Genomic DNA, 19,052 nt, shown 5'->3' on the forward strand with positions numbered 1-19,052 from the left:
GGACTACAACGTGAGTCATTTACTGGATCAACTACGGTTCTTCAATCGTAAGCAAAACGAGTTTTCCGACGGTCATGGAGAGACCCGCAAAGAGTCTCGCGACTGGGAGAACGTCTACCGTTCGCGCTGGCAGTACGACAAGATCGTGCGCTCCACCCACGGGGTGAACTGCACCGGCTCTTGCTCGTGGAAAATCTACGTCAAAAACGGCCTGATCACCTGGGAAACCCAACAGACCGACTACCCGCGCACCCGCAACGATCTGCCCAACCATGAACCGCGTGGCTGTCCGCGTGGCGCCAGCTATAGTTGGTACATCTACAGCGCGAACCGCCTCAAGTACCCGAAAATCCGCAAGCCACTGCTCAAATTGTGGCGCGAAGCGCGCTTGACCCTGTCGCCGGTAGAAGCGTGGGCCAGTATCGTCGAGGACAAGGTCAAGGCCGACGCCTACAAGAGCAAGCGCGGCATGGGCGGTTTCATCCGTTCCAACTGGGACGAAGTCAACGAAATCATCGCCGCCTCCAACGTCTACACCATCAAGCAGTACGGCCCGGACCGTATCGTCGGCTTCTCGCCGATCCCGGCCATGTCGATGGTCAGCTACGCGGCCGGTTCGCGTTACCTGTCATTGATCGGCGGGGTGTGCCTGAGCTTCTATGACTGGTACTGCGACCTGCCACCGGCTTCGCCAATGGTCTGGGGCGAGCAGACCGACGTGCCGGAATCGGCCGACTGGTACAACTCCAACTACATCATCGCCTGGGGTTCCAACGTCCCGCAGACGCGCACCCCGGACGCGCACTTCTTTACCGAAGTGCGCTACAAGGGCACCAAGACCGTGGCCATCACCCCCGACTATTCGGAAGTGGCCAAGCTCACCGACCTGTGGCTCAACCCCAAGCAGGGCACCGACGCCGCGCTGGCCCAGGCCTTCAACCACGTGATCTTCAAGGAATTTCACCTGGACAGGCCGAGTGCGTATTTCACCGAATACGCCAAGCGTTTCACCGACTTGCCGGTGCTGGTAATGCTCAAGCCGATGCTCGGTACCGCGCCTGGCGCAGGCTTTCAACCTGATCGCTTCCTGCGCGCTTGCGACCTGACCGGCAACCTCGGCCAGGACAATAATCCGGAATGGAAAACCATCGCCCTCGACGAGAGCGGTGAGCTGGTTTCGCCACAAGGTTCCATCGGTTATCGCTGGGGCGAGAAGGGCAAGTGGAACATTCTGGCGAAGGAGGGTGGTGAAGGGCGCGCGATCGACCTCAAGCTGAGCCTGATCGGCGACGACGTCGCCGAAGTGGCGTTCCCGTATTTTGCTGGCGAAGCCCACGAGCATTTCCAGCACGTGGCGGGCGATGCCGTGCAGTTCCGCCGGGTGCCGGTGCACAGCGTGACCCTGGCCGACGGCAGCGTGGCCAAGGTCGCCACGGTATTTGACCTGTCGGCGGCGAACCTGGCCATCGACCGTGGCCTGGGCGGCGGCAACGTAGCCAAGGATTACGACGACGCCAGCGTACCGGGCACCCCGGCCTGGCAGGAAGCGATCACCGGCGTCAGCCGCGAGAAAGCCATCCAGATTGCCCGTGAGTTTGCCGACAACGCCGACAAGACCAAGGGGCGCTCGATGATCATCGTCGGCGCGGCGATGAACCATTGGTACCACATGGACATGAACTACCGCGGGCTGATCAATATGCTCATGCTCTGCGGTTGCGTGGGCCAGACCGGTGGCGGTTGGGCGCACTACGTGGGCCAGGAAAAACTGCGTCCACAATGTGGCTGGTTGCCTTTGGCCTTCGGCCTCGACTGGAACCGTCCGCCACGCCAGATGAACGGCACCAGCTTCTTCTACGGGCACAGTTCGCAATGGCGCCACGAAAAGATGAGCATGCACGACGTGCTCTCGCCACTGGCCGACAAGTCGCAATTCCCGGAACACGCGCTGGACTACAACATCCGCGCCGAACGCGCCGGCTGGTTGCCCAGCGCACCGCAACTGAACACCAACCCGTTGCATATTTGCCGCGACGCCGCAGCGGCCGGCATGGACCCCAAGGACTACGTGGTCAAGTCCTGGCAGGACGGCAGCCTGCGCTTCGCCTGCGAGCAACCGGACAGCCCGGTGAACTTCCCGCGCAACATGTTTATCTGGCGTTCCAACCTGCTGGGTTCTTCCGGTAAAGGGCATGAGTACATGCTCAAGTACCTGCTCGGCACCAAGAACGGAGTCATGAACGAAGACATCGGCCACAGCACCGAATGCAAACCTACCGAGGCCGAATGGGTCGAGGATGGCGCCATCGGCAAGCTGGATCTGGTGACCACACTGGACTTTCGCATGTCGTCGACTTGCGTGTATTCCGACATCGTCTTGCCGACCGCCACCTGGTACGAAAAAGACGACATGAACACCTCGGACATGCACCCGTTCATTCACCCGCTGTCGGCGGCGATTGATCCGGCGTGGGAATCGCGTTCCGACTGGGAAATCTACAAAGGCATCGCCAAGGCCTTCTCGGCCATGTCGGTCGGCCACTTGGGGGTCGAAAAAGACCTGGTCACCGTACCGCTGATGCATGACAGCGTCGGCGAACTGGCCCAGCCGTTTGGCGGCACCGATTGGAAAAGTGCCGGCGTGGCACCACAACCGGGCAAGAACGCGCCGAACATGGCGGTGGTGGAGCGCGACTATCCGAACATCTACAAGCAGTTCACATCCCTCGGCCCAATGCTGGAAAAACTCGGCAATGGCGGTAAGGGCATTAACTGGAACACCGACGAGGAAGTCGAGTTTCTCGGCGAGCTCAATCACCACGAAGGCGATGCCGGTATCAGCCAGGGTCGGCCAAAGATCGACACGGCTATCGACGCGGCCGAGGTGATTCTGTCCCTGGCCCCGGAAACCAACGGCAAGGTCGCGCTCAAGGCCTGGGCCGCGCTGTCGGAGTTCACCGGGATCGACCACAGCCACCTGGCCATCTCCAAGGCTCACGAAGCCATACGCTTTCGCGATATCCAGGCGCAGCCGCGCAAGATCATTTCCAGCCCGACCTGGTCCGGCCTTGAAGACGAACACGTGAGCTATAACGCCGGCTACACCAACGTTCACGAAAACATCCCGTGGCGCACCATTACCGGCCGCCAGCAGTTCTACCAGGATCACTCGTGGATGCAGGCCTTCGGCGAGCAGTTGATGAGCTACCGGCCTCCGGTCAACACCCGCACCATCGAAGGCGTCAAGGGCAAACGCAGCAATGGCGAAACCGAGATCGTCCTGAACTGGATCACCCCGCACCAGAAGTGGGGCATTCACAGCACCTACAGCGACAACCTGCTGATGCTCACCCTGAGCCGTGGCGGACCGATTGTGTGGCTCTCGGAAATCGACGCCAAGCGTGCCGGGATCGAGGACAACGACTGGATCGAGTGCTTCAACGTCAACGGCGCCCTGACCGCGCGTGCGGTGGTCAGCCAGCGGGTCAAGGAAGGCATGGTGATGATGTATCACGCCCAGGAACGCATCGTGAACGTGCCGGGGTCGGAAACCACCAAGACCCGCGGCGGACACCACAACTCGGTGACCCGCGTGGTCCTCAAGCCGACCCACATGATCGGCGGGTATGCCCAGCAGGCCTACGGTTTCAACTATTACGGCACGGTCGGTTGCAACCGCGATGAATTCGTCGTGGTGCGCAAGATGGCCAAAGTCGACTGGCTCGATGGCTCCAGCGGCGATGACCTGCCGCGTCCACTGCCGACCGATATCGAGGAGAACTGAGATGAAGATTCGCTCACAAATCGGCATGGTCCTGAACCTGGACAAGTGCATCGGCTGCCACACCTGTTCGATCACTTGCAAAAACGTCTGGACCAGTCGCGAAGGCATGGAGTACGCGTGGTTCAACAACGTCGAAAGCAAGCCCGGGATTGGTTACCCGAAAGAATGGGAAAACCAGGACAAATGGAAGGGTGGCTGGATCCGCAACGCCAACGGCACGATCAACCCACGCATCGGCGGCAAGTTCCGCGTGCTCGCCAACCTCTTCGCCAACCCCGACCTGCCGAGCCTGGACGATTACTACGAGCCGTTCGACTTCGATTACCAGCACCTGCACACCGCGCCCCTGGGCGAGCATCAACCGACCGCGCGGCCGCGTTCGGTAGTGTCCGGCAAGCGCATGGAAAAAATCGAGTGGGGCCCGAACTGGGAAGAAATCCTTGGCACCGAATTCGCCAAGCGCCGCAAGGACAAGAACTTCGACAAGATTCAGGCAGACATTTACGGCGAGTACGAAAACACCTTCATGATGTATTTGCCGCGCCTGTGCGAACACTGCCTCAACCCGACGTGCGCGGCGTCATGCCCAAGCGGGGCGATCTACAAGCGCGAGGAAGACGGCATCGTCCTGATTGACCAGGAAAAGTGCCGGGGCTGGCGCATGTGCATCAGCGGCTGCCCCTACAAGAAAATCTACTTCAACTGGAAGAGTGGCAAATCCGAGAAGTGCATCTTCTGCTACCCGCGTATCGAGGCCGGGATGCCGACCGTTTGCGCCGAAACCTGCGTCGGGCGTATCCGCTACCTCGGTGTGCTGCTGTATGACGCCGATCGCATCAGCGAAGTGGCGAGCACCGCCGATGAACAGGATCTGTACGAGAAACAACTGGAGATATTCCTCGATCCAAACGACCCGGCGGTCATTCGCCAGGCCCTGCAAGACGGTGTACCGCAATCGGTGATCGATTCCGCCCAGCGTTCGCCGGTCTACAAGATGGCCGTGGACTGGAAGCTCGCGCTGCCACTGCACCCGGAATACCGCACCTTGCCGATGGTCTGGTACGTACCGCCGCTGTCGCCGATCCAGAACGCCGCCACTGCTGGCACCGTCGGTATGAACGGGGTAATTCCCGACGTCGACAGCCTGCGCATTCCATTGAAGTACCTGGCCAACCTGCTGACGGCGGGCGATGAAAAACCGGTGAAGCGTGCGCTGAAACGTTTGCTGGCGATGCGCGCCTACAAACGCTCCGAGCAGGTCGACGGGGTTCAGGACATGCAAGTGCTGGCGGATGTCGGCTTGAGCGTGGCGCAGGTGGAAGAAATGTATCGCTACCTGGCGATCGCCAACTATGAAGACCGCTTTGTCGTACCGAGCGCTCATCGTGAAGACGCCATGAGCGACGCCTTTGCCGAACGCTCCGGTTGCGGTTTCAGTTTCGGCAGCGGTTGCAGCGGCAGTTCCGACACCAACATGTTCGGGGCCAAGAAAGCCAACCGCCGCGACATCCTGAAAACCGTCCAGTTGTGGGAGGACTAAGCATGCAAATTCTCAAAGTGATTTCGCTGCTGCTCGATTACCCGACCGAAACGCTGATCAGCGGTCGCGACGAACTGGAGCAGGCGATCATCCAGTCCCGGGAAATCAGCCCGAAACAGAGCGGTGCGCTGTTCGAGCTGATGGCGCTGATCTGCACCAATGACCTGATGGACGGGCAGGAGCACTACGGTGCGCTGTTCGGTCGGGGGCGCTCGTTGTCGCTGCTGTTGTTCGAGCATGTACACGGCGAGTCCCGCGATCGAGGCCAGGCCATGGTCGACATGATGGCGCAGTACGAAGAGGCCGGTTTTGCCATCGGCGTCAAGGAGCTGCCGGACTACATCCCGCTCTATCTGGAGTTTCTGTCCACCCGCGAAGACATCGAGGCCCGCGAGGGCCTTGCGGATGTTTCACACCTGCTGGCCTTGCTCGCGGCGCGCCTGGAAGAGCGTGAAAGTGCCTACGCCAGTTGCTTCCGGGCGCTGCTGCAAATTGCCGGGGCCGAGCCCCATCAGGCAGTGGCCGAGCTGCGCGCGCAGGTCGCCGCGGAACCACGCGATGACTCCCTCGAAGCCCTCGACAAGATCTGGGAAGAGGAGGCCGTGGACTTTCTCCAGGCCGAGCAGCAAGACCGTTGCGGCGCGCTGCCAAGCGCACCGGGCAAGGCCCGGGAAGAAAGCGCGGTGCCGTTGCATTGGGTAGATTTTCAGCATGAAGGGCTGGCCGCCGTGCCAGCCAAGGAGGTAGGCAATGTCTAAATGGGATCTGTTGTTGTTCGGGATCTATCCCTATGTCGCGTTGGCGATCTGCCTGATCGGCAGTTGGGCCCGCTTCGATCTGTCGCAATACAGCTGGAAGGCAGGTTCGAGCCAGATGCTCAACCCGCGCGGCATGCGTGTGGCGAGCAACTTGTTCCACGTGGGTGTGCTGTTCGTGCTGGCCGGGCATTTCGTCGGGCTGCTGACGCCCGCGTCGGTGTATCACCATGTGATCAGCACTGAGAACAAGCAGTTGCTGGCGATGGTGTCTGGCGGGTTCTTCGGCCTGTTGTGCCTGATCGGCCTGCTGATGCTGATCAATCGGCGGCTGAGCGACCCTCGGGTCCGCGCCACTTCCAACCCTTCGGACATCCTGATTCTGCTGGTGCTGCTGGCGCAGCTGCTACTCGGCCTGCTGACCATCGTGGCGTCCACCGGGCACATGGATGGTTCGGTGATGGTGATGCTTGCCGACTGGGCGCAGAACACCGTGCTGTTGCGGCCGATGGAAGCGGCGGCCTCGATCGCCCCGGTCGGGCTGACCTACAAGCTGCACGTGTTCCTCGGCCTGAGCCTGTTTGTGCTGTTCCCATTCACCCGTCTGGTACACATGATCAGCGCACCGATCTGGTACCTGGGACGCCGTTATCAAATCGTTCGGCAGAAATTCTGAGGAGACACGCATGTCAAGTGGATGTGGATGTGGCGGCGGTAATGGGGGCAGCGGTGGCTGCGGTTCTTCAAAAAAAGCCGAGGATGTTCCGGACATCACTCCGGTCGTGGAGGCGCAGTTTGCAGCCCTCCCGGCTGAACCCGCGGCGGCTGACGCCCCAGCGCAGTTGATCGCCAGCAGCGAACAAGAGTGGCCGATCATCAGTGTCAACGAGGTGCTGATCACTCCGGAGGCGATGGCACAGGAGGTGCAATATCACCCCGCCGAAAGCCGCGAGGAGGCGGTGTTTCTGGCGGCCAGGGCGCTGGTGATCCGCGAGCTGTTGCAGCAGCGCATCACCGAACTTGGGGTGTCGATGGAGATCGGCGCGGGCGAGAACGAAGAAGAGGCCGCCACGCGTCTGCTGCTCGAACGTGAGGTGCACGTGCCGCAGTGCGACGAACAAACCTGTCTCCGTTACTACGAAAACAATCGCGGACGTTTCCACAGCGCACCGTTGCTGGCGGTGCGGCACATCCTGCTTGAGTGCGCGCCGGACGATACCCAGGCCCGCGATCTGGCGCACGAACAGGCGCAAATCCTGCTGCAGCGCCTGGGTGAGTTTCCCGGCAGCTTTGCTGAACTGGCGGTTAAATATTCGGCCTGCCCGTCCAAGGCTCAGGGCGGTTCTTTAGGACAGATCAGTAAAGGCCAGACCGTGCCTGAACTGGAGCGCCAGCTGTTCAGCCTGACACCGGGGCTGGCCAGTAAACCGCTGGAAAGCCGATATGGCTGGCATGTGGTCAGTGTCGATCAACGGATCGAAGGCATGCCATTGCCCTATGAAGTGGTGTCGACGGCGATCCGCACGCAGTTGCAGCAAGGCGTCTGGCAAAAAGCCTTAGTGCAATACCTGCAAACCTTGATCGGTGCGGCGGATATTCGCGGTATCCATTTGCAGGGCGCCGACTCACCGCTGGCGCAGTGAGTCCTGGGGTAAACGGGGAGGTGTGATGAACGCTGTCTTGCAGGATGGTTTTGGACGGCAGATCGACTATCTGCGGCTGTCGGTGACGGACCGTTGTGATTTTCGCTGTGTGTATTGCATGGCGAAAAACATGACCTTCCTGCCGCGCCAGCAGGTGCTGACGCTGGAGGAGTTGCAGCGCTTGGCGAGGCTGTTCGTTGGCCAAGGTGTACGCAAAATCCGCCTTACTGGCGGCGAGCCGCTGATCCGTCCCGGCATTCTCGGACTGTGCCGCGACATCGCCGCCTTACCCGGTTTGCGCGAACTGGTGATGACCAGCAACGGCTCGCAATTGGGCCGTTTGGCTGGACCGTTGGCGGAGGCGGGGGTCAAGCGGATGAACATCAGCCTCGATAGCCTGGATGCGCAGAAGTTTCGTGCAATCACCCGCAACGGCGATCTCGAGCACGTGCTCGGAGGTATAGAAGCGGCGCGGAACGCGGGGTTCGAGCGGGTCAAGCTCAACTGCGTGGTGATGAAGGGGCGCAACTTCGATGAAGTTCCGGCGCTGGTGCAATACGCCATTGACCAGCGCATCGACATCAGTTTTATCGAAGAAATGCCCTTGGGTGACGTCGGCCGTTCACGGGGCGAAGCGTTTTGTTCCAGTGAGGAAGTGCGGGCGCTGATAGCGAAGAGCCATCCATTGCTCGACAGCACGGAAAACAGCGGGGGACCGGCACGGTATGTGCGCCTGGAACAGCATCCCGAGACGCGGATCGGTTTTATTTCACCCAATAGCCACAACTTCTGTGGCAGCTGCAATCGAGTGCGAATGACGGTTGAAGGCAAGCTGCTGTTATGTCTGGGGCAAGACGATGCGCTGGATTTAAGGCAATTGCTGCGGCGTTACCCGCTGGATGACCAGCCGGTGATCAGTGCGGTGCAAAAGGCGCTACGGGGCAAACCGTTACGTCACGATTTCACCCCGGACACAGAGGTGCAAATCGTCAGATTCATGAACATGAGTGGCGGTTGATACGCACTTTATTGGCTGGTGTTCAGGGCATTTTTTTCACCGCCCAATCTTGATATCGGTCAATTGCAGAACCGCGTTTTGTCCGTAGCCTTTACTGCATGTTGTGTTTTTACTTTGATAAAAATCTATATGCAGTATCTGGAGGCCAAATGCAGAGCACGCTGATCGCAACAGGATATACCCGTCTGTATAAACGCAATGGCGATCTGGTTGCCTTCGATGCCGACAAGATCCGTCAGGCATTGATCGCTGCCGGCAAGGCAACCGGCGAATACACCGAGGCTGATGTCGAACGCTTGCTCGAGGCGGTACTCGCGCGCCTGGCAGGGTTGCCCAGGCTGCATGTCGAGCAGATCCAGGACCGTGTCGAACGGGTGTTGATGGATGCGGGTTTTTTCTTCGCCATGCGTGCCTACATCGTCTACCGCGAACAGCACGGACGCTTGCGCCGCGACCGCCGGACCATGGTCGAGGTTGCCACGTCAATGAACGAATACCTGGACCGTGAAGACTGGCGGGTTCAGGCCAATGCCAACCAAGGCTATTCCCTCGGCGGGCTGGTGTTGAATGTATCGGGCAAGGTGACCGCCAACTACTGGCTCGATGAGGTCTACAGCGAAGCGATCGGCCAGGCCCACCGCGAGGCCGATTTGCATGTGCATGACCTCGACATGCTCGCCGGTTATTGCGCCGGCTGGTCGTTGCGCACCCTGTTGCACGAAGGGTTGAATGGTGTGCCAGGGCGTGTCGAAGCCGGGCCGCCGAAACACTTGAGCAGCGCCCTGGGGCAAATGGTGAACTTCCTCGGCACCCTGCAAAACGAATGGGCCGGCGCCCAGGCGTTCAGCTCGTTCGGCACCTACCTGGCGCCCTATGTACGCAAGGACCAGCTTGGCTTCGAGCAGGTTCGCCAGGCGCTCCAGGAATTCATCTACAACCTCAACGTACCTTCGCGCTGGGGCACCCAGACGCCGTTCACCAACCTCACGTTCGACTGGGTTTGCCCGCAGGATCTGTGTGAGCAGATCCCCGTCATCGGCGGTGAGGAAATGCCGTTTGCCTATGGTGACCTGCAAGTCGAAATGGACCTGATCAACCGCGCCTATATCGAGGTGATGCAGGCCGGGGATGCAAAAGGGCGAGTGTTCACCTTTCCGATCCCGACCTACAACATCACCCATGACTTTCCATGGGACAGTGAAAACGCCGACCGTCTGTTCGAGATGACCGCGCGTTACGGCCTGCCGTATTTCCAGAATTTCCTCAATTCAGACATGCAGCCCAACCAGGTGCGATCGATGTGCTGCCGCTTGCAGTTGGATGTGCGCGAGTTGCTCAAGCGCGGCGGCGGTTTGTTCGGTTCGGCAGAGCAGACCGGATCACTTGGCGTGGTGACCATCAACTGCGCACGCCTGGGCTATGTGTTCAAGGGCGACACCAGCGGTTTGCTCAAGCGCCTGGACACGCTGATGGAGTTGGCGATGGAGAGCCTGGAGGTCAAGCGCAAAGTCATTCAGCGCCACATGGATGCCGGATTGTACCCGTACACCAAGCGTTACCTCGGAACCTTGCGCAATCACTTCTCGACCATCGGGCTCAACGGCCTGCATGAAATGTTGCGCAACTTCAGCGGTGACGAGGAGGGCATGCACACCGAGCCCGGCCGGCAATTTGCGCTGAAAATGCTCGATCATGTGCGCGCCACCTTACTGCGATTCCAGGAAGAAACCGGCCACCTGTATAACCTCGAAGCGACGCCGGCCGAGGGCACCACCTACCGCTTCGCCAAGGAAGACCTCAAGCGCTACCCCGAGATTCTCCAGGCCGGCAATCCCCAGGCGCCGTACTACACCAACTCCTCGCAATTGCCCGTGGGCTATACCGAAGATCCTTTCGAAGCGCTGGAGCTGCAAGACGAGCTGCAATGCAAGTACACCGGCGGCACGGTCCTGCATCTGTACATGGCCGAGCGGATTTCCTCGACCCAGGCCTGCAAGCAACTGGTACGCAAGGCCCTCGGACGTTTCCGCTTGCCCTACCTGACGGTGACCCCGACGTTCTCCATCTGTCCGGTGCACGGTTACCTCGATGGCGAGCATGAGTTCTGCCCCAAATGCGATGAGGTTCTCCTGTTGAAAGAACAGACATCCGACACCGTCCATTGATTTCGATCCACTCAATCCCAAGGAGCTTCACCATGAATGCATCGCAAACACTGCCCCAGGCGCAACGTCAACGCTGCGAAGTCTGGACCCGGGTGATGGGGTATCACCGTCCGGTATCGGCATTCAATCCGGGCAAACAGTCGGAGCACCGCGAACGGCTCCACTTCACCGAAAGTGCGGCAGTGGCAGGGCGCCAATGAGTCGAATGCTTCGGGTTGGGGGCATGGTGCCCCTGACCACTATCGACTATCCGGGCCAACTCGCGTGCGTGTTGTTTTGCCAGGGTTGCGCCTGGCGTTGTCGCTACTGCCATAACCCGCAGTTGATCCCGCCTCGCGGAACGGAGGAAGTGGATTGGCGGCGGGTAACGGCGTTTTTGCAACGGCGTCAGGACCTGCTGGATGCCGTGGTGTTCAGCGGTGGCGAGCCGACCTTGCAGGAGGGTCTGGCCGGCGCCATGGATGAGGTGCGAGAGATGGGCTTTCGCATCGGCCTGCACAGCGCCGGCATCAAGCCGGGCGCGTTCGCCAGGGCGCTGACCGGGGCTGACTGGGTCGGTTTCGACGTCAAGGCGCTACCCGAGGATTGCCAGGCCATCACCCGTGTCGGAGGCAGCGGGAACGCCAACTGGCATAGCCTTGAGCACCTGCTGAACAGCGGCGTCGACTATGAATGTCGCACCACCGTGCATTGGCATCTTATTGATCCGGCACGCTTGTTGATCCTGGGGCGGCGCTTGAGCGAGCTGGGCGTCAAGCGCTTTGCCGTGCAACTGGTACGCACCGAACGGATGCTTGATCCGCTGTTGCCAACCGTTTCAGTCCAGACTTTGCTGTCCGAAACCTGGGCCGCCATGCGCGAGTTGTTTCCAACGTTCGTGCTGCGCGGCTGAACGACCCAGGATCATGCGGGGAGGAGGGCAGTCGTTCGACGCTGATCTCTTGATATCGATCAAGGCTGGCGTTGCACAGCGGGTGTAGGTTGGAAAAACGCTTCTCAATGATCGGAGAACGGCATGGCCAAGAACTTCCCCATCAACCCGAAACACCCCGAACGAATCTGCTGGGGATGCGACCGCTATTGCCCGAGCAAATCCCTGGCTTGCGGCAACGGCTCCGAACGAACGATGCACCCGGCCGAGCTGTTTGGAGAAGATTGGAGCGTGCCCGGCGATTGGGGGATCGAGCCACTCATCACCACAGACAAGAAGGCGGATGAGGGGAGTTAGCGTAAACGCTGGACAGGCATGAGCTAACGGCATTGCGCGAAGGATCTATCTGCGATAACTCAACTAAACAGACATTTAGTAGAGCTATATTATTTAGCTATTAGAGTGGAGTAGGGCAGACCTAAACTTTAAGAGGATTTTCCGGCCTTTAAGAGAGCCTGGAAAGCTTCTGCAGTGGCTTGTTCCGCCTCTTTGATTTGGTTGAGAACCGCCATAAGGTGCTGGGAAATTTCTTCTTCTAACGCCGAGTCTGGTAGATCAGCTAGGAGGCTCGACATCTTTTTTAGACGGTTCACTTGTGAGAATGCATTCGCAAGCCTGTTGTTGACTGTCTCGCTGAAGATGTCAGCTTTATCTAAGAATTGAGATGGTAGATCGATGGTGATTTTCGACGCTTGAGCAGCCAAATCTTTTCGGGCGTTTTCATCATTTAGCACGTCCAGTAAGTAGGTTTGGTCGCTATCAGAAGGCACCACATAGCATCTGAATTTTGCGATTTCTATCTGGGTAGCTCCAACCGGAGTTGTCATGATCTGAGCTAGGAGCTTCGCGCTTGCGGCCCGTTCACGTTTTCTTTGAGCCTTGTCAAAGCTCCAGATAATAAGTGCGATGATTGCAGCAGCAGCCGTTGCGACAGCAGCTACAGCGTCCCAGTCGATTTTCCATTCTGTGCAAAGCCACATGCAATTTCTCCGTCAATTGGTGAGGCAACGTTTGTCGGACGGCATTCAAGCACGCAGTGATCAGCATCGCCAAGCTGAAAGCAGGAGGCGCCGTCAGGCTTCAAATCTGACCACCAGAGCCCCCCAGCTCCGTATAGGACGGTTCGCATAATGTATATTATGTTAAATCATAGGTTATGTCATAGATGTTCATAAACTGTCCAATCCCTGGTTCTGTCATGACTCGACCGTTCATCCCATTCCCGATTTTCCCTCCCTACGTTTACTGGACGCCAAATCAGCTTCGATCCTTTCCTACGAATCTCGCTGTGGCTGATCGGCTAGCCCAGATCGATCCGGCAGCCAACCCCTTCATCAACATATGGATGCTGACAATTGATTCTCTAACCCGCAGGAACCTGCAGTAACAAGCTTCGTACGTGACTAATTCACGATGGATCCGGCGGCGTTAGTCCTCCCTCCTCAACACTCTCAGGCATCAATGTCGCAATCAACGCCCGAACAGCTCCCGGCAACGCATCCAGCTCCCTGACCAAAATACTTCGTTCGCGAATCGCCCAGGGCTCATCAATTTCAACAATCTCAAGCCTCATGGTACGACTGTGCCGAAGCGCGGCGGACTCGGGAATAATACCGATCCCCACCCCTGCCTCAACCATCCGGCAGATCGCCTCGAAACTCGACACCTGAATCCGTAAAGAAAAGTTCTGTCCAAGCCGCTCCACGTGGTCACGAAGAAAGCTCAGCAGCGTGGTACCTTCATGCAAACCAATATGCTGGAACGCCAGCGTTTGTTTCAACTCCACCGGTTTCGGCCCAGCCAACATATGTCCCGCTGGCACCACCAATACCAGCCGATCGGTACTGAAATGCATCACCTGCAGCCCCGTAGCCTCCACCGGCCCTGCGATAATTCCCATATCAGTGCTGCCGTCTAATACCCCTCGCACGATATCTCGCGACATACGCTCTTGCAGGTCAACGGTCACCGCAGGCCGCTTCGCCAGAAAACCTGCTAACACTTCCGGAAGAAATTCGGTCACCGCTGTAGTGTTGGCAAAAATCCGTATATGCCCGGCCGAGTCCGCGTCGTTGGTGGTGAACTCGCATTTCAGATAGTCCACCTGACGCATAATCAGTCGCGCATGTTTCAGCAAGCGTTGTCCGGCGGGCGTCAACTCGACGCCCCGGCTGTCTCGGTACAACAAACGTGTATCGAGCTGGCTCTCCAACGCTTTGATACGGGCACTGGCCGCCGCAGGTGACAAAAACGCTCGACGAGCACCTTGGGTAAGGCTAGGTGATTCGCCAATGTGAATAAACAAGCGCAAGTCAGCCAGATCGAAATGCATGATCGTTTCCAGAAAAACACTGAGCGTTCAGCATACATGAACGCTGGTATACGAAAATGCAAATTCTCAGAATACCGAACGCCTTGCATGATCCTTCTCAGAACAACAACTGGCGAGGGTATCCCGCATGGGTGCTGCAGATTTTTCTACTTGGCTAGGACGCACCGAAGAGGCTCAGGATCACTTGAGCCGAAACCTGATCAAGCGCATCGCCGCTACCTTTGGTGAAGACACTCCAGCTACCGGCGCGGCCCTTCCGCCGCTTTGGCAGTGGTGTTTCTTTCAAGAGCCAGTCGCGGAGTCTCGACTCGGCACAGACGGTCACCCAGCACGGGGTGGATTCCTACCCCCGGCGGATAACCGCAATCGGATGTGGGCCGGTGGTCGTATCGAGTTTATAGAGCCATTGCGAGTTGGCGCTGATGCCGATCGCTTGTCGACCATCATCCATATCGAAGAAAAGATTGGTCGCACCGGCGCGCTGTTATTTGTCACCGTGCGCCATGAGTACTCCCAAGACGGTCGTCTGGCGATCCGCGAAGAACAGGACATCGTTTATCGCGAACCGAATCCTCCCAAGGAAAGTAGCGGCCATACTCTTGAAGAGGGTGACTGGAATGAGAGCATCGAGCCCACCCCTACGCTGCTTTTTCGCTACTCCGCTGTGACCTTCAACGGCCACCGTATTCACTACGACTACCCCTATGTCACCGGAACCGAAGGTTACGCCGGACTGGTAGTCTACGGGCCGATGATCGCTACCCTGAACCTACGCGCTTTTTTACGTGCCAATCCCGATGCGCGTCTTCGCCACCTTTCCTATCGCGGTGTCCGTCCTTTGATCGCACCTCAGCCTTTCAATGTGGGCGGGCGAATTATCGAGCCCGGCAAAGCGCAGTTGTGGGCCGGTAACCATGCCGGAATCGCTCAAAGCGCTGAAGTCCTATTCGACTAACACCTTCACCCCTTTTTCAAAATGTGTTCCTGCCCTGCCCCATGAGAATCTAATGATGAACCCGAACGACAACGAAGAGCTGAATGCCATCCGCGAAGGCGTGCGCGCCTTGTGCACCGAATTTGATGCCGCCTACTGGCGTAAAATCGACGAAGAAAAAGGCTTCCCGGAAACCTTCGTCAAAGCTTTGACCGACGCTGGCTGGCTGGCAGCGATGATCCCGACCGAATACGGCGGATCGGGTCTAGGGCTGGCAGAAGCGTCGGTGATTCTCGAAGAAGTCAATCGCTGCGGTGGTAACTCTGGCACTGTTCACGGGCAGATGTACAACATGTTTACACTGCTGCGTAACGGCAGCGAGGCGCAGAAAAGTTACTACCTGCCAAAACTGGCCAGTGGCGAACTTCGCCTGCAATCCATGGGCGTGACCGAGCCCACCACCGGCACCGATACCACCAAGATCAAGACCACTGCGATCAAGCGCGGTGACAAGTATGTGATCAACGGGCAGAAGGTTTGGATCTCGCGCATTCAGCATTCCGATCTGATGATCCTGCTTGCGCGTACCACACCATTGGCAGAAGTGAAGAAGAAATCCGAAGGCATGTCGATCTTCCTGGTCGATCTGCGTGAAGCCATTGGTAATGGCCTCACCGTGCAACCGATCGCCAACATGGTCAACCACGAGACCAACGAGTTGTTCTTCGACAACCTGGAGATTCCTGCCAGCAGTTTGATTGGCGAAGAAGGCAAAGGCTTCAGGTACATCCTCGATGGCCTGAACGCCGAGCGCACCTTGATCGCCGCCGAGTGCATTGGTGACGGTCGCTGGTTCATCGAAAAGGCCAGCGCTTATGCCCGCGACCGCGTCGTGTTTGGTCGTCCAATCGGACAGAACCAGGGCGTGCAGTTCCCCATCGCCGAAGCCCATATCGAAATTGAAGCCGCCGACCTGATGCGCTGGCGTGCTTGTGAGGAATACGACAGCGGTGTCAACGCCGGCGCAAGCGCCAACATGGCCAAGTATCTGGCGGCAAAAGCCTCCTGGAAAGCGGCTAATGCCTGCCTGCAAACCCACGGGGGCTTTGGGTTTGCTTGCGAATATGACGTCGAGCGCAAGTTCCGCGAAACGCGCCTTTATCAAGTGGCGCCGATCTCTACCAACCTGATTCTTTCGTACGTCGCCGAGCACTTGCTCGAACTGCCACGCAGCTTCTGAGGACATGATAATGAGCCATACCCAAGCCCTGGCCGGCTTTCTGGCCGAGCTGAAATACGACGACATCCCCAGCGCTGTTCTAGACCGGACGGAAGATCTGTTTCTCGATTGGCTTGGCTCTGCACTGGCCAGTCAAGGCTCGCATCCGATTCCGCTGTTCGAGCGCTATGCGCAGCGTATGGGGCCAAGCGATGGCCCATCGAAAATCCTGGTCAATGGCCTTGGAACGTCTGCGTATTTCGCCGCTCTGGTGAACGCTGCGTCGTCGCATCTGGTCGAGCAGGACGATCTGCACAACAGTTCGGTGCTTCATCCGGCTACAGTGGTTTTTCCCGCAGTATTGGCAGCCGCTCAAGACGTGGGTAAGTCCGGACGTGACCTGCTGTTGGCCTCAGTTGCCGGTTATGAAGCGGGAATCCGCATTGGCGAGTTCTTGGGCCGTTCGCATTATACGGTGTTTCACACCACTGCCACCGTCGGCACGCTGGCAGCTGCAGTCGCCGTTGGTAAGTTACTTGATTTCGATACAGAGAAATTTATCAACGTCCTGGGCAGCGCTGGGACTCAAGCTGCCGGGCTGTGGGAGTTTTTGCGCGATGCCGCTGACTCCAAGCAATTGCACACGGCTAAGGCAGCAGCGGATGGTTTACTCGCGGCCTATATGACCCTCGATGGTCTGACCGGCGCACGTAATATTCTCGAGGGAGATCAAGGCATGGCCGCCGGAATGTCCCGTGACTCTGTCCCTGAAAAATTATCTGATCGCTTAGGTTCGCGTTGGGCGTTGGCTGAAACCTCGTTCAAATTCCACGCGTCTTGCCGTCACACCCATCCTGCGGCCGATGCCCTCCTGCACCTGATGCAACGCGAAGACCTGCATCACGAGCAAATCGCGAGTGTCAGAACACTGGTTCACCAAGCAGCCATCGACGTGCTAGGTCGCGTAGTTGTTCCACAAACCGTGCATCAGGCCAAGTTTTCGATGGGCGCCGTGCTGGGTTTAATCGCTGTGCATGGAAGCGCGCAACTTATCGAGTTTGAGCAACAGGCGTTGACCGACCCCGCCGTTGCCGCGTTTCGCGAAAAGGTCAGCATGGAACTCGACAGCGAAGTTGACGGCGCCTATCCAGTTCGTTGGCTGGGCCGAGTAATCGTCACCACTACAGATGGTCGCACGCTGTCAGCCGCCATTGACGAACCCAAGGGCGATCCAGGCAACACTCTGTCTCGACCTGAACTGGAAGACAAATTCCAGCGCCTCCTGGCCTTCTCCGGAGCGCGAACAGTCGACCAGGGCAACGCGTTGATCGAACAGGTATGGCAGCTGCGCGATGCCAAATCCCTGACCAACCTGAATTAGAAGACAGCCCATGTAAGCGCTGCCCTAGGCGGTGGCCGACCGAAGATCGATCGGGCCACCGAAGGCTGCTCCTACAGGCGTGGCACCATCCGAGGTACAAAAAATGACCAATCAGCATAACTTGCGTCCACTGGACGGCATCACTGTTATCAGCCTCGAACACGCGATTGCTGCACCGTTCTGTACCCGGCAACTGGCCGACCTTGGCGCTCGCGTGGTGAAGATCGAACGCCCTGGCAGCGGTGACTTTGCCCGAGGCTATGATGAACGGGTAAACGGTCTGGCATCGCATTTTGTCTGGGCCAATCGCTCCAAGGAAAGCCTTACCCTTGACCTGAAACAGGACGAGGCTGGAGACATCCTTGTGGGACTTCTTGGAAAAGCCGACGTACTGGTTCAGAACTTGGCACCGGGTGCCGCGGCGCGGATGGGCTTATCATTCGAAGCGTTGCAGGAGCGTTTTCCTCGCTTGATTGTGTGTGACATTTCAGGCTATGGCGAAGGCGGCCCCTACGAGAAGAAAAAAGCCTACGACCTGTTGATTCAAAGCGAGGGCGGGTTTCTCTCTGTCACAGGCGGGCCGGGTGAAGATGAGATGGCTAAGGCTGGTTGCTCCATCGCTGACATCGCTGCAGGCATGTATGCCTACACCGGAATTTTGTCCGCGTTGATGCTGCGCGATAAAACCGGGGTTGGCAGTCGCATTGATGTGAGCATGCTCGAGAGCCTGGTGGAGTGGATGGGTTACCCGATGTACTACGGGTTCGAGGGAGCGGCGCCACCGCCTCGTGCAGGCGCGTCACATGCAACGATTTACCCTTACGGCCCCTTCCCTACCAAAGGAGGCGATACCGTGATGCTTGGGTTGCAGAACGAGCGTGAATGGGCGCTGTTCTGCGAAAAAGTGCTGCTGGATTCAGAACTGGCAACTGATGAACGCTTCTCGGCGAATTTCAAACGGTCTGCAAATCGTGATGAGCTACGCCGGATTATTGTTCAGGGTTTTTCACAACTGACAGTCGATGAGGTGGTGGCCAGATTGGAAACCGCCCAAATCGCCAGCGCCCGGGTCAACGATATGCAAGGCGTATGGGATCACCCTCAACTCAAAGCTCGCGACAGCTGGCGTGAAATCGATAGCCCCGCCGGCAGATTACCCGCGCTCTTACCACCTGGGCGGAATACGTCCTTCAGCCCGCGCATGGACTCGGTGCCGGGGTTGGGAGAACACAACACGGCCATACTCGCTGAGTTGGGCTTCTCTGACGACGATCAGGCGCGATTGCAGGCAGCTGGGGTTATCTGAGAACAGCTCTACGACGATCTCTTTTAGCAGTCAACTTGTTGGCG

Annotated in this window: 16 protein-coding genes; 14 read left to right on the forward strand and 2 right to left on the reverse strand. The window is 58.3% G+C overall.

Features of this window, described 5'->3' with window-relative positions:
* Nucleotides 1–10 precede the first annotated feature (10 nt).
* From BLU75_RS10010 to BLU75_RS10055, 10 genes are all read left to right on the forward strand, one after another.
* Nucleotides 11–3,784 carry a nitrate reductase subunit alpha gene (locus BLU75_RS10010; protein ID WP_084376734.1) on the forward strand — a complete coding sequence of 1,258 codons (3,774 nt, stop codon included), beginning with the start codon at nt 11–13 and terminating at the stop codon, nt 3,782–3,784.
* A gap of 1 nt (nt 3,785) precedes the next feature.
* Nucleotides 3,786–5,324, forward strand: a complete 1,539-nt coding sequence (gene narH / locus BLU75_RS10015) for a nitrate reductase subunit beta (protein WP_084376733.1) — start codon at nt 3,786–3,788, stop codon at nt 5,322–5,324.
* Nucleotides 5,325–5,326: 2 nt separating this feature from the next.
* On the forward strand, nt 5,327–6,082 hold the full coding sequence (narJ, locus tag BLU75_RS10020) for a nitrate reductase molybdenum cofactor assembly chaperone (RefSeq protein WP_084376732.1): 756 nt from the start codon (nt 5,327–5,329) through the stop codon (nt 6,080–6,082).
* On the forward strand, nt 6,075–6,755 hold the full coding sequence (gene narI, locus BLU75_RS10025) for a respiratory nitrate reductase subunit gamma (protein ID WP_084376731.1): 681 nt from the start codon (nt 6,075–6,077) through the stop codon (nt 6,753–6,755). The genes narJ and narI overlap by 8 nt, the downstream gene beginning before the upstream one ends.
* Before the next feature lie 10 nt (nt 6,756–6,765).
* On the forward strand, nt 6,766–7,722 hold the full coding sequence (locus BLU75_RS10030; RefSeq protein ID WP_090221443.1) for a peptidylprolyl isomerase: 957 nt from the start codon (nt 6,766–6,768) through the stop codon (nt 7,720–7,722).
* Nucleotides 7,723–7,747: 25 nt separating this feature from the next.
* On the forward strand, nt 7,748–8,740 hold the full coding sequence (gene moaA, locus BLU75_RS10035; protein WP_084376729.1) for a GTP 3',8-cyclase MoaA: 993 nt from the start codon (nt 7,748–7,750) through the stop codon (nt 8,738–8,740).
* A gap of 149 nt (nt 8,741–8,889) precedes the next feature.
* Nucleotides 8,890–10,905 (forward strand): ribonucleoside triphosphate reductase, encoded by a 2,016-nt coding sequence (locus BLU75_RS10040; protein ID WP_084376728.1) that lies wholly within the window; start codon nt 8,890–8,892, stop codon nt 10,903–10,905.
* 32 nt (nt 10,906–10,937) lie between these two features.
* Nucleotides 10,938–11,105 carry an anaerobic ribonucleoside-triphosphate reductase gene (nrdD, locus tag BLU75_RS28105; RefSeq protein ID WP_084376727.1) on the forward strand — a complete coding sequence of 56 codons (168 nt, stop codon included), beginning with the start codon at nt 10,938–10,940 and terminating at the stop codon, nt 11,103–11,105.
* A complete protein-coding gene (locus BLU75_RS10050) occupies nt 11,102–11,797 on the forward strand; it encodes an anaerobic ribonucleoside-triphosphate reductase activating protein (RefSeq protein ID WP_231982637.1) in 696 nt (231 codons plus the stop codon). Before nrdD ends, BLU75_RS10050 begins: the two co-directional genes overlap by 4 nt.
* A 123-nt stretch (nt 11,798–11,920) precedes the next feature.
* On the forward strand, nt 11,921–12,133 hold the full coding sequence (locus tag BLU75_RS10055) for a DUF3079 domain-containing protein (protein WP_084376725.1): 213 nt from the start codon (nt 11,921–11,923) through the stop codon (nt 12,131–12,133).
* Between the two features lie 128 nt (nt 12,134–12,261).
* Here the strand turns inward: BLU75_RS10055 and BLU75_RS10060 are convergent, their stop codons facing one another.
* Both BLU75_RS10060 and BLU75_RS10070 read right to left on the reverse strand, forming a co-directional pair.
* On the reverse strand, nt 12,262–12,816 hold the full coding sequence (locus tag BLU75_RS10060) for a hypothetical protein (protein ID WP_084376724.1): 555 nt from the start codon (nt 12,814–12,816) through the stop codon (nt 12,262–12,264).
* A 428-nt stretch (nt 12,817–13,244) separates the two neighbouring features.
* Nucleotides 13,245–14,168, reverse strand: coding sequence for a LysR family transcriptional regulator (locus tag BLU75_RS10070; RefSeq protein WP_084376722.1), 924 nt, complete (start codon nt 14,166–14,168; stop codon nt 13,245–13,247).
* 127 nt (nt 14,169–14,295) lie between these two features.
* Here BLU75_RS10070 and BLU75_RS10075 point away from each other — a divergent pair, with 127 nt between their 5' ends.
* The 4 genes from BLU75_RS10075 (at nt 14,296) to BLU75_RS10090 (ending at nt 19,008) form a co-directional block, all read left to right on the forward strand.
* The gene (locus tag BLU75_RS10075) at nt 14,296–15,123 is read left to right on the forward strand and encodes an HTD2 family dehydratase (protein ID WP_084376721.1); all 828 of its coding nucleotides are present in this window, start codon (nt 14,296–14,298) and stop codon (nt 15,121–15,123) included.
* A 55-nt stretch (nt 15,124–15,178) separates the two neighbouring features.
* Nucleotides 15,179–16,342 carry an acyl-CoA dehydrogenase family protein gene (locus tag BLU75_RS10080; RefSeq protein ID WP_084376850.1) on the forward strand — a complete coding sequence of 388 codons (1,164 nt, stop codon included), beginning with the start codon at nt 15,179–15,181 and terminating at the stop codon, nt 16,340–16,342.
* A gap of 10 nt (nt 16,343–16,352) precedes the next feature.
* Nucleotides 16,353–17,702, forward strand: a complete 1,350-nt coding sequence (locus BLU75_RS10085; protein ID WP_084376720.1) for an MmgE/PrpD family protein — start codon at nt 16,353–16,355, stop codon at nt 17,700–17,702.
* A gap of 103 nt (nt 17,703–17,805) precedes the next feature.
* Nucleotides 17,806–19,008, forward strand: coding sequence for a CaiB/BaiF CoA transferase family protein (locus BLU75_RS10090; RefSeq protein WP_084376719.1), 1,203 nt, complete (start codon nt 17,806–17,808; stop codon nt 19,006–19,008).
* Nucleotides 19,009–19,052: the final 44 nt, after the last annotated feature.

This window comes from Pseudomonas mucidolens (assembly GCF_900106045.1).
Taxonomy (GTDB): domain Bacteria; phylum Pseudomonadota; class Gammaproteobacteria; order Pseudomonadales; family Pseudomonadaceae; genus Aquipseudomonas; species Aquipseudomonas mucidolens.

Bases quoted from the DNA above. Each gene is read 5' to 3' on its own strand.
- BLU75_RS10070 (WP_084376722.1), bottom strand. From the start codon at position 14,168: ATGCATTTCGATCTGGCTGACTTGCGCTTGTTTATTCACATTGGCGAA.
- BLU75_RS10060 (WP_084376724.1), bottom strand. From the start codon at position 12,816: ATGTGGCTTTGCACAGAATGGAAAATCGACTGGGACGCTGTAGCTGCT.
- BLU75_RS10075 (WP_084376721.1), top strand. From the start codon at position 14,296: ATGGGTGCTGCAGATTTTTCTACTTGGCTAGGACGCACCGAAGAGGCT.
- BLU75_RS10090 (WP_084376719.1), top strand. From the start codon at position 17,806: ATGACCAATCAGCATAACTTGCGTCCACTGGACGGCATCACTGTTATC.
- nrdD (WP_084376727.1), top strand. From the start codon at position 10,938: ATGAATGCATCGCAAACACTGCCCCAGGCGCAACGTCAACGCTGCGAA.
- BLU75_RS10080 (WP_084376850.1), top strand. From the start codon at position 15,179: ATGAACCCGAACGACAACGAAGAGCTGAATGCCATCCGCGAAGGCGTG.
- moaA (WP_084376729.1), top strand. From the start codon at position 7,748: ATGAACGCTGTCTTGCAGGATGGTTTTGGACGGCAGATCGACTATCTG.
- narH (WP_084376733.1), top strand. From the start codon at position 3,786: ATGAAGATTCGCTCACAAATCGGCATGGTCCTGAACCTGGACAAGTGC.
- narI (WP_084376731.1), top strand. From the start codon at position 6,075: ATGTCTAAATGGGATCTGTTGTTGTTCGGGATCTATCCCTATGTCGCG.
- BLU75_RS10030 (WP_090221443.1), top strand. From the start codon at position 6,766: ATGTCAAGTGGATGTGGATGTGGCGGCGGTAATGGGGGCAGCGGTGGC.
- BLU75_RS10055 (WP_084376725.1), top strand. From the start codon at position 11,921: ATGGCCAAGAACTTCCCCATCAACCCGAAACACCCCGAACGAATCTGC.
- narJ (WP_084376732.1), top strand. From the start codon at position 5,327: ATGCAAATTCTCAAAGTGATTTCGCTGCTGCTCGATTACCCGACCGAA.
- BLU75_RS10085 (WP_084376720.1), top strand. From the start codon at position 16,353: ATGAGCCATACCCAAGCCCTGGCCGGCTTTCTGGCCGAGCTGAAATAC.
- BLU75_RS10040 (WP_084376728.1), top strand. From the start codon at position 8,890: ATGCAGAGCACGCTGATCGCAACAGGATATACCCGTCTGTATAAACGC.
- BLU75_RS10050 (WP_231982637.1), top strand. From the start codon at position 11,102: ATGAGTCGAATGCTTCGGGTTGGGGGCATGGTGCCCCTGACCACTATC.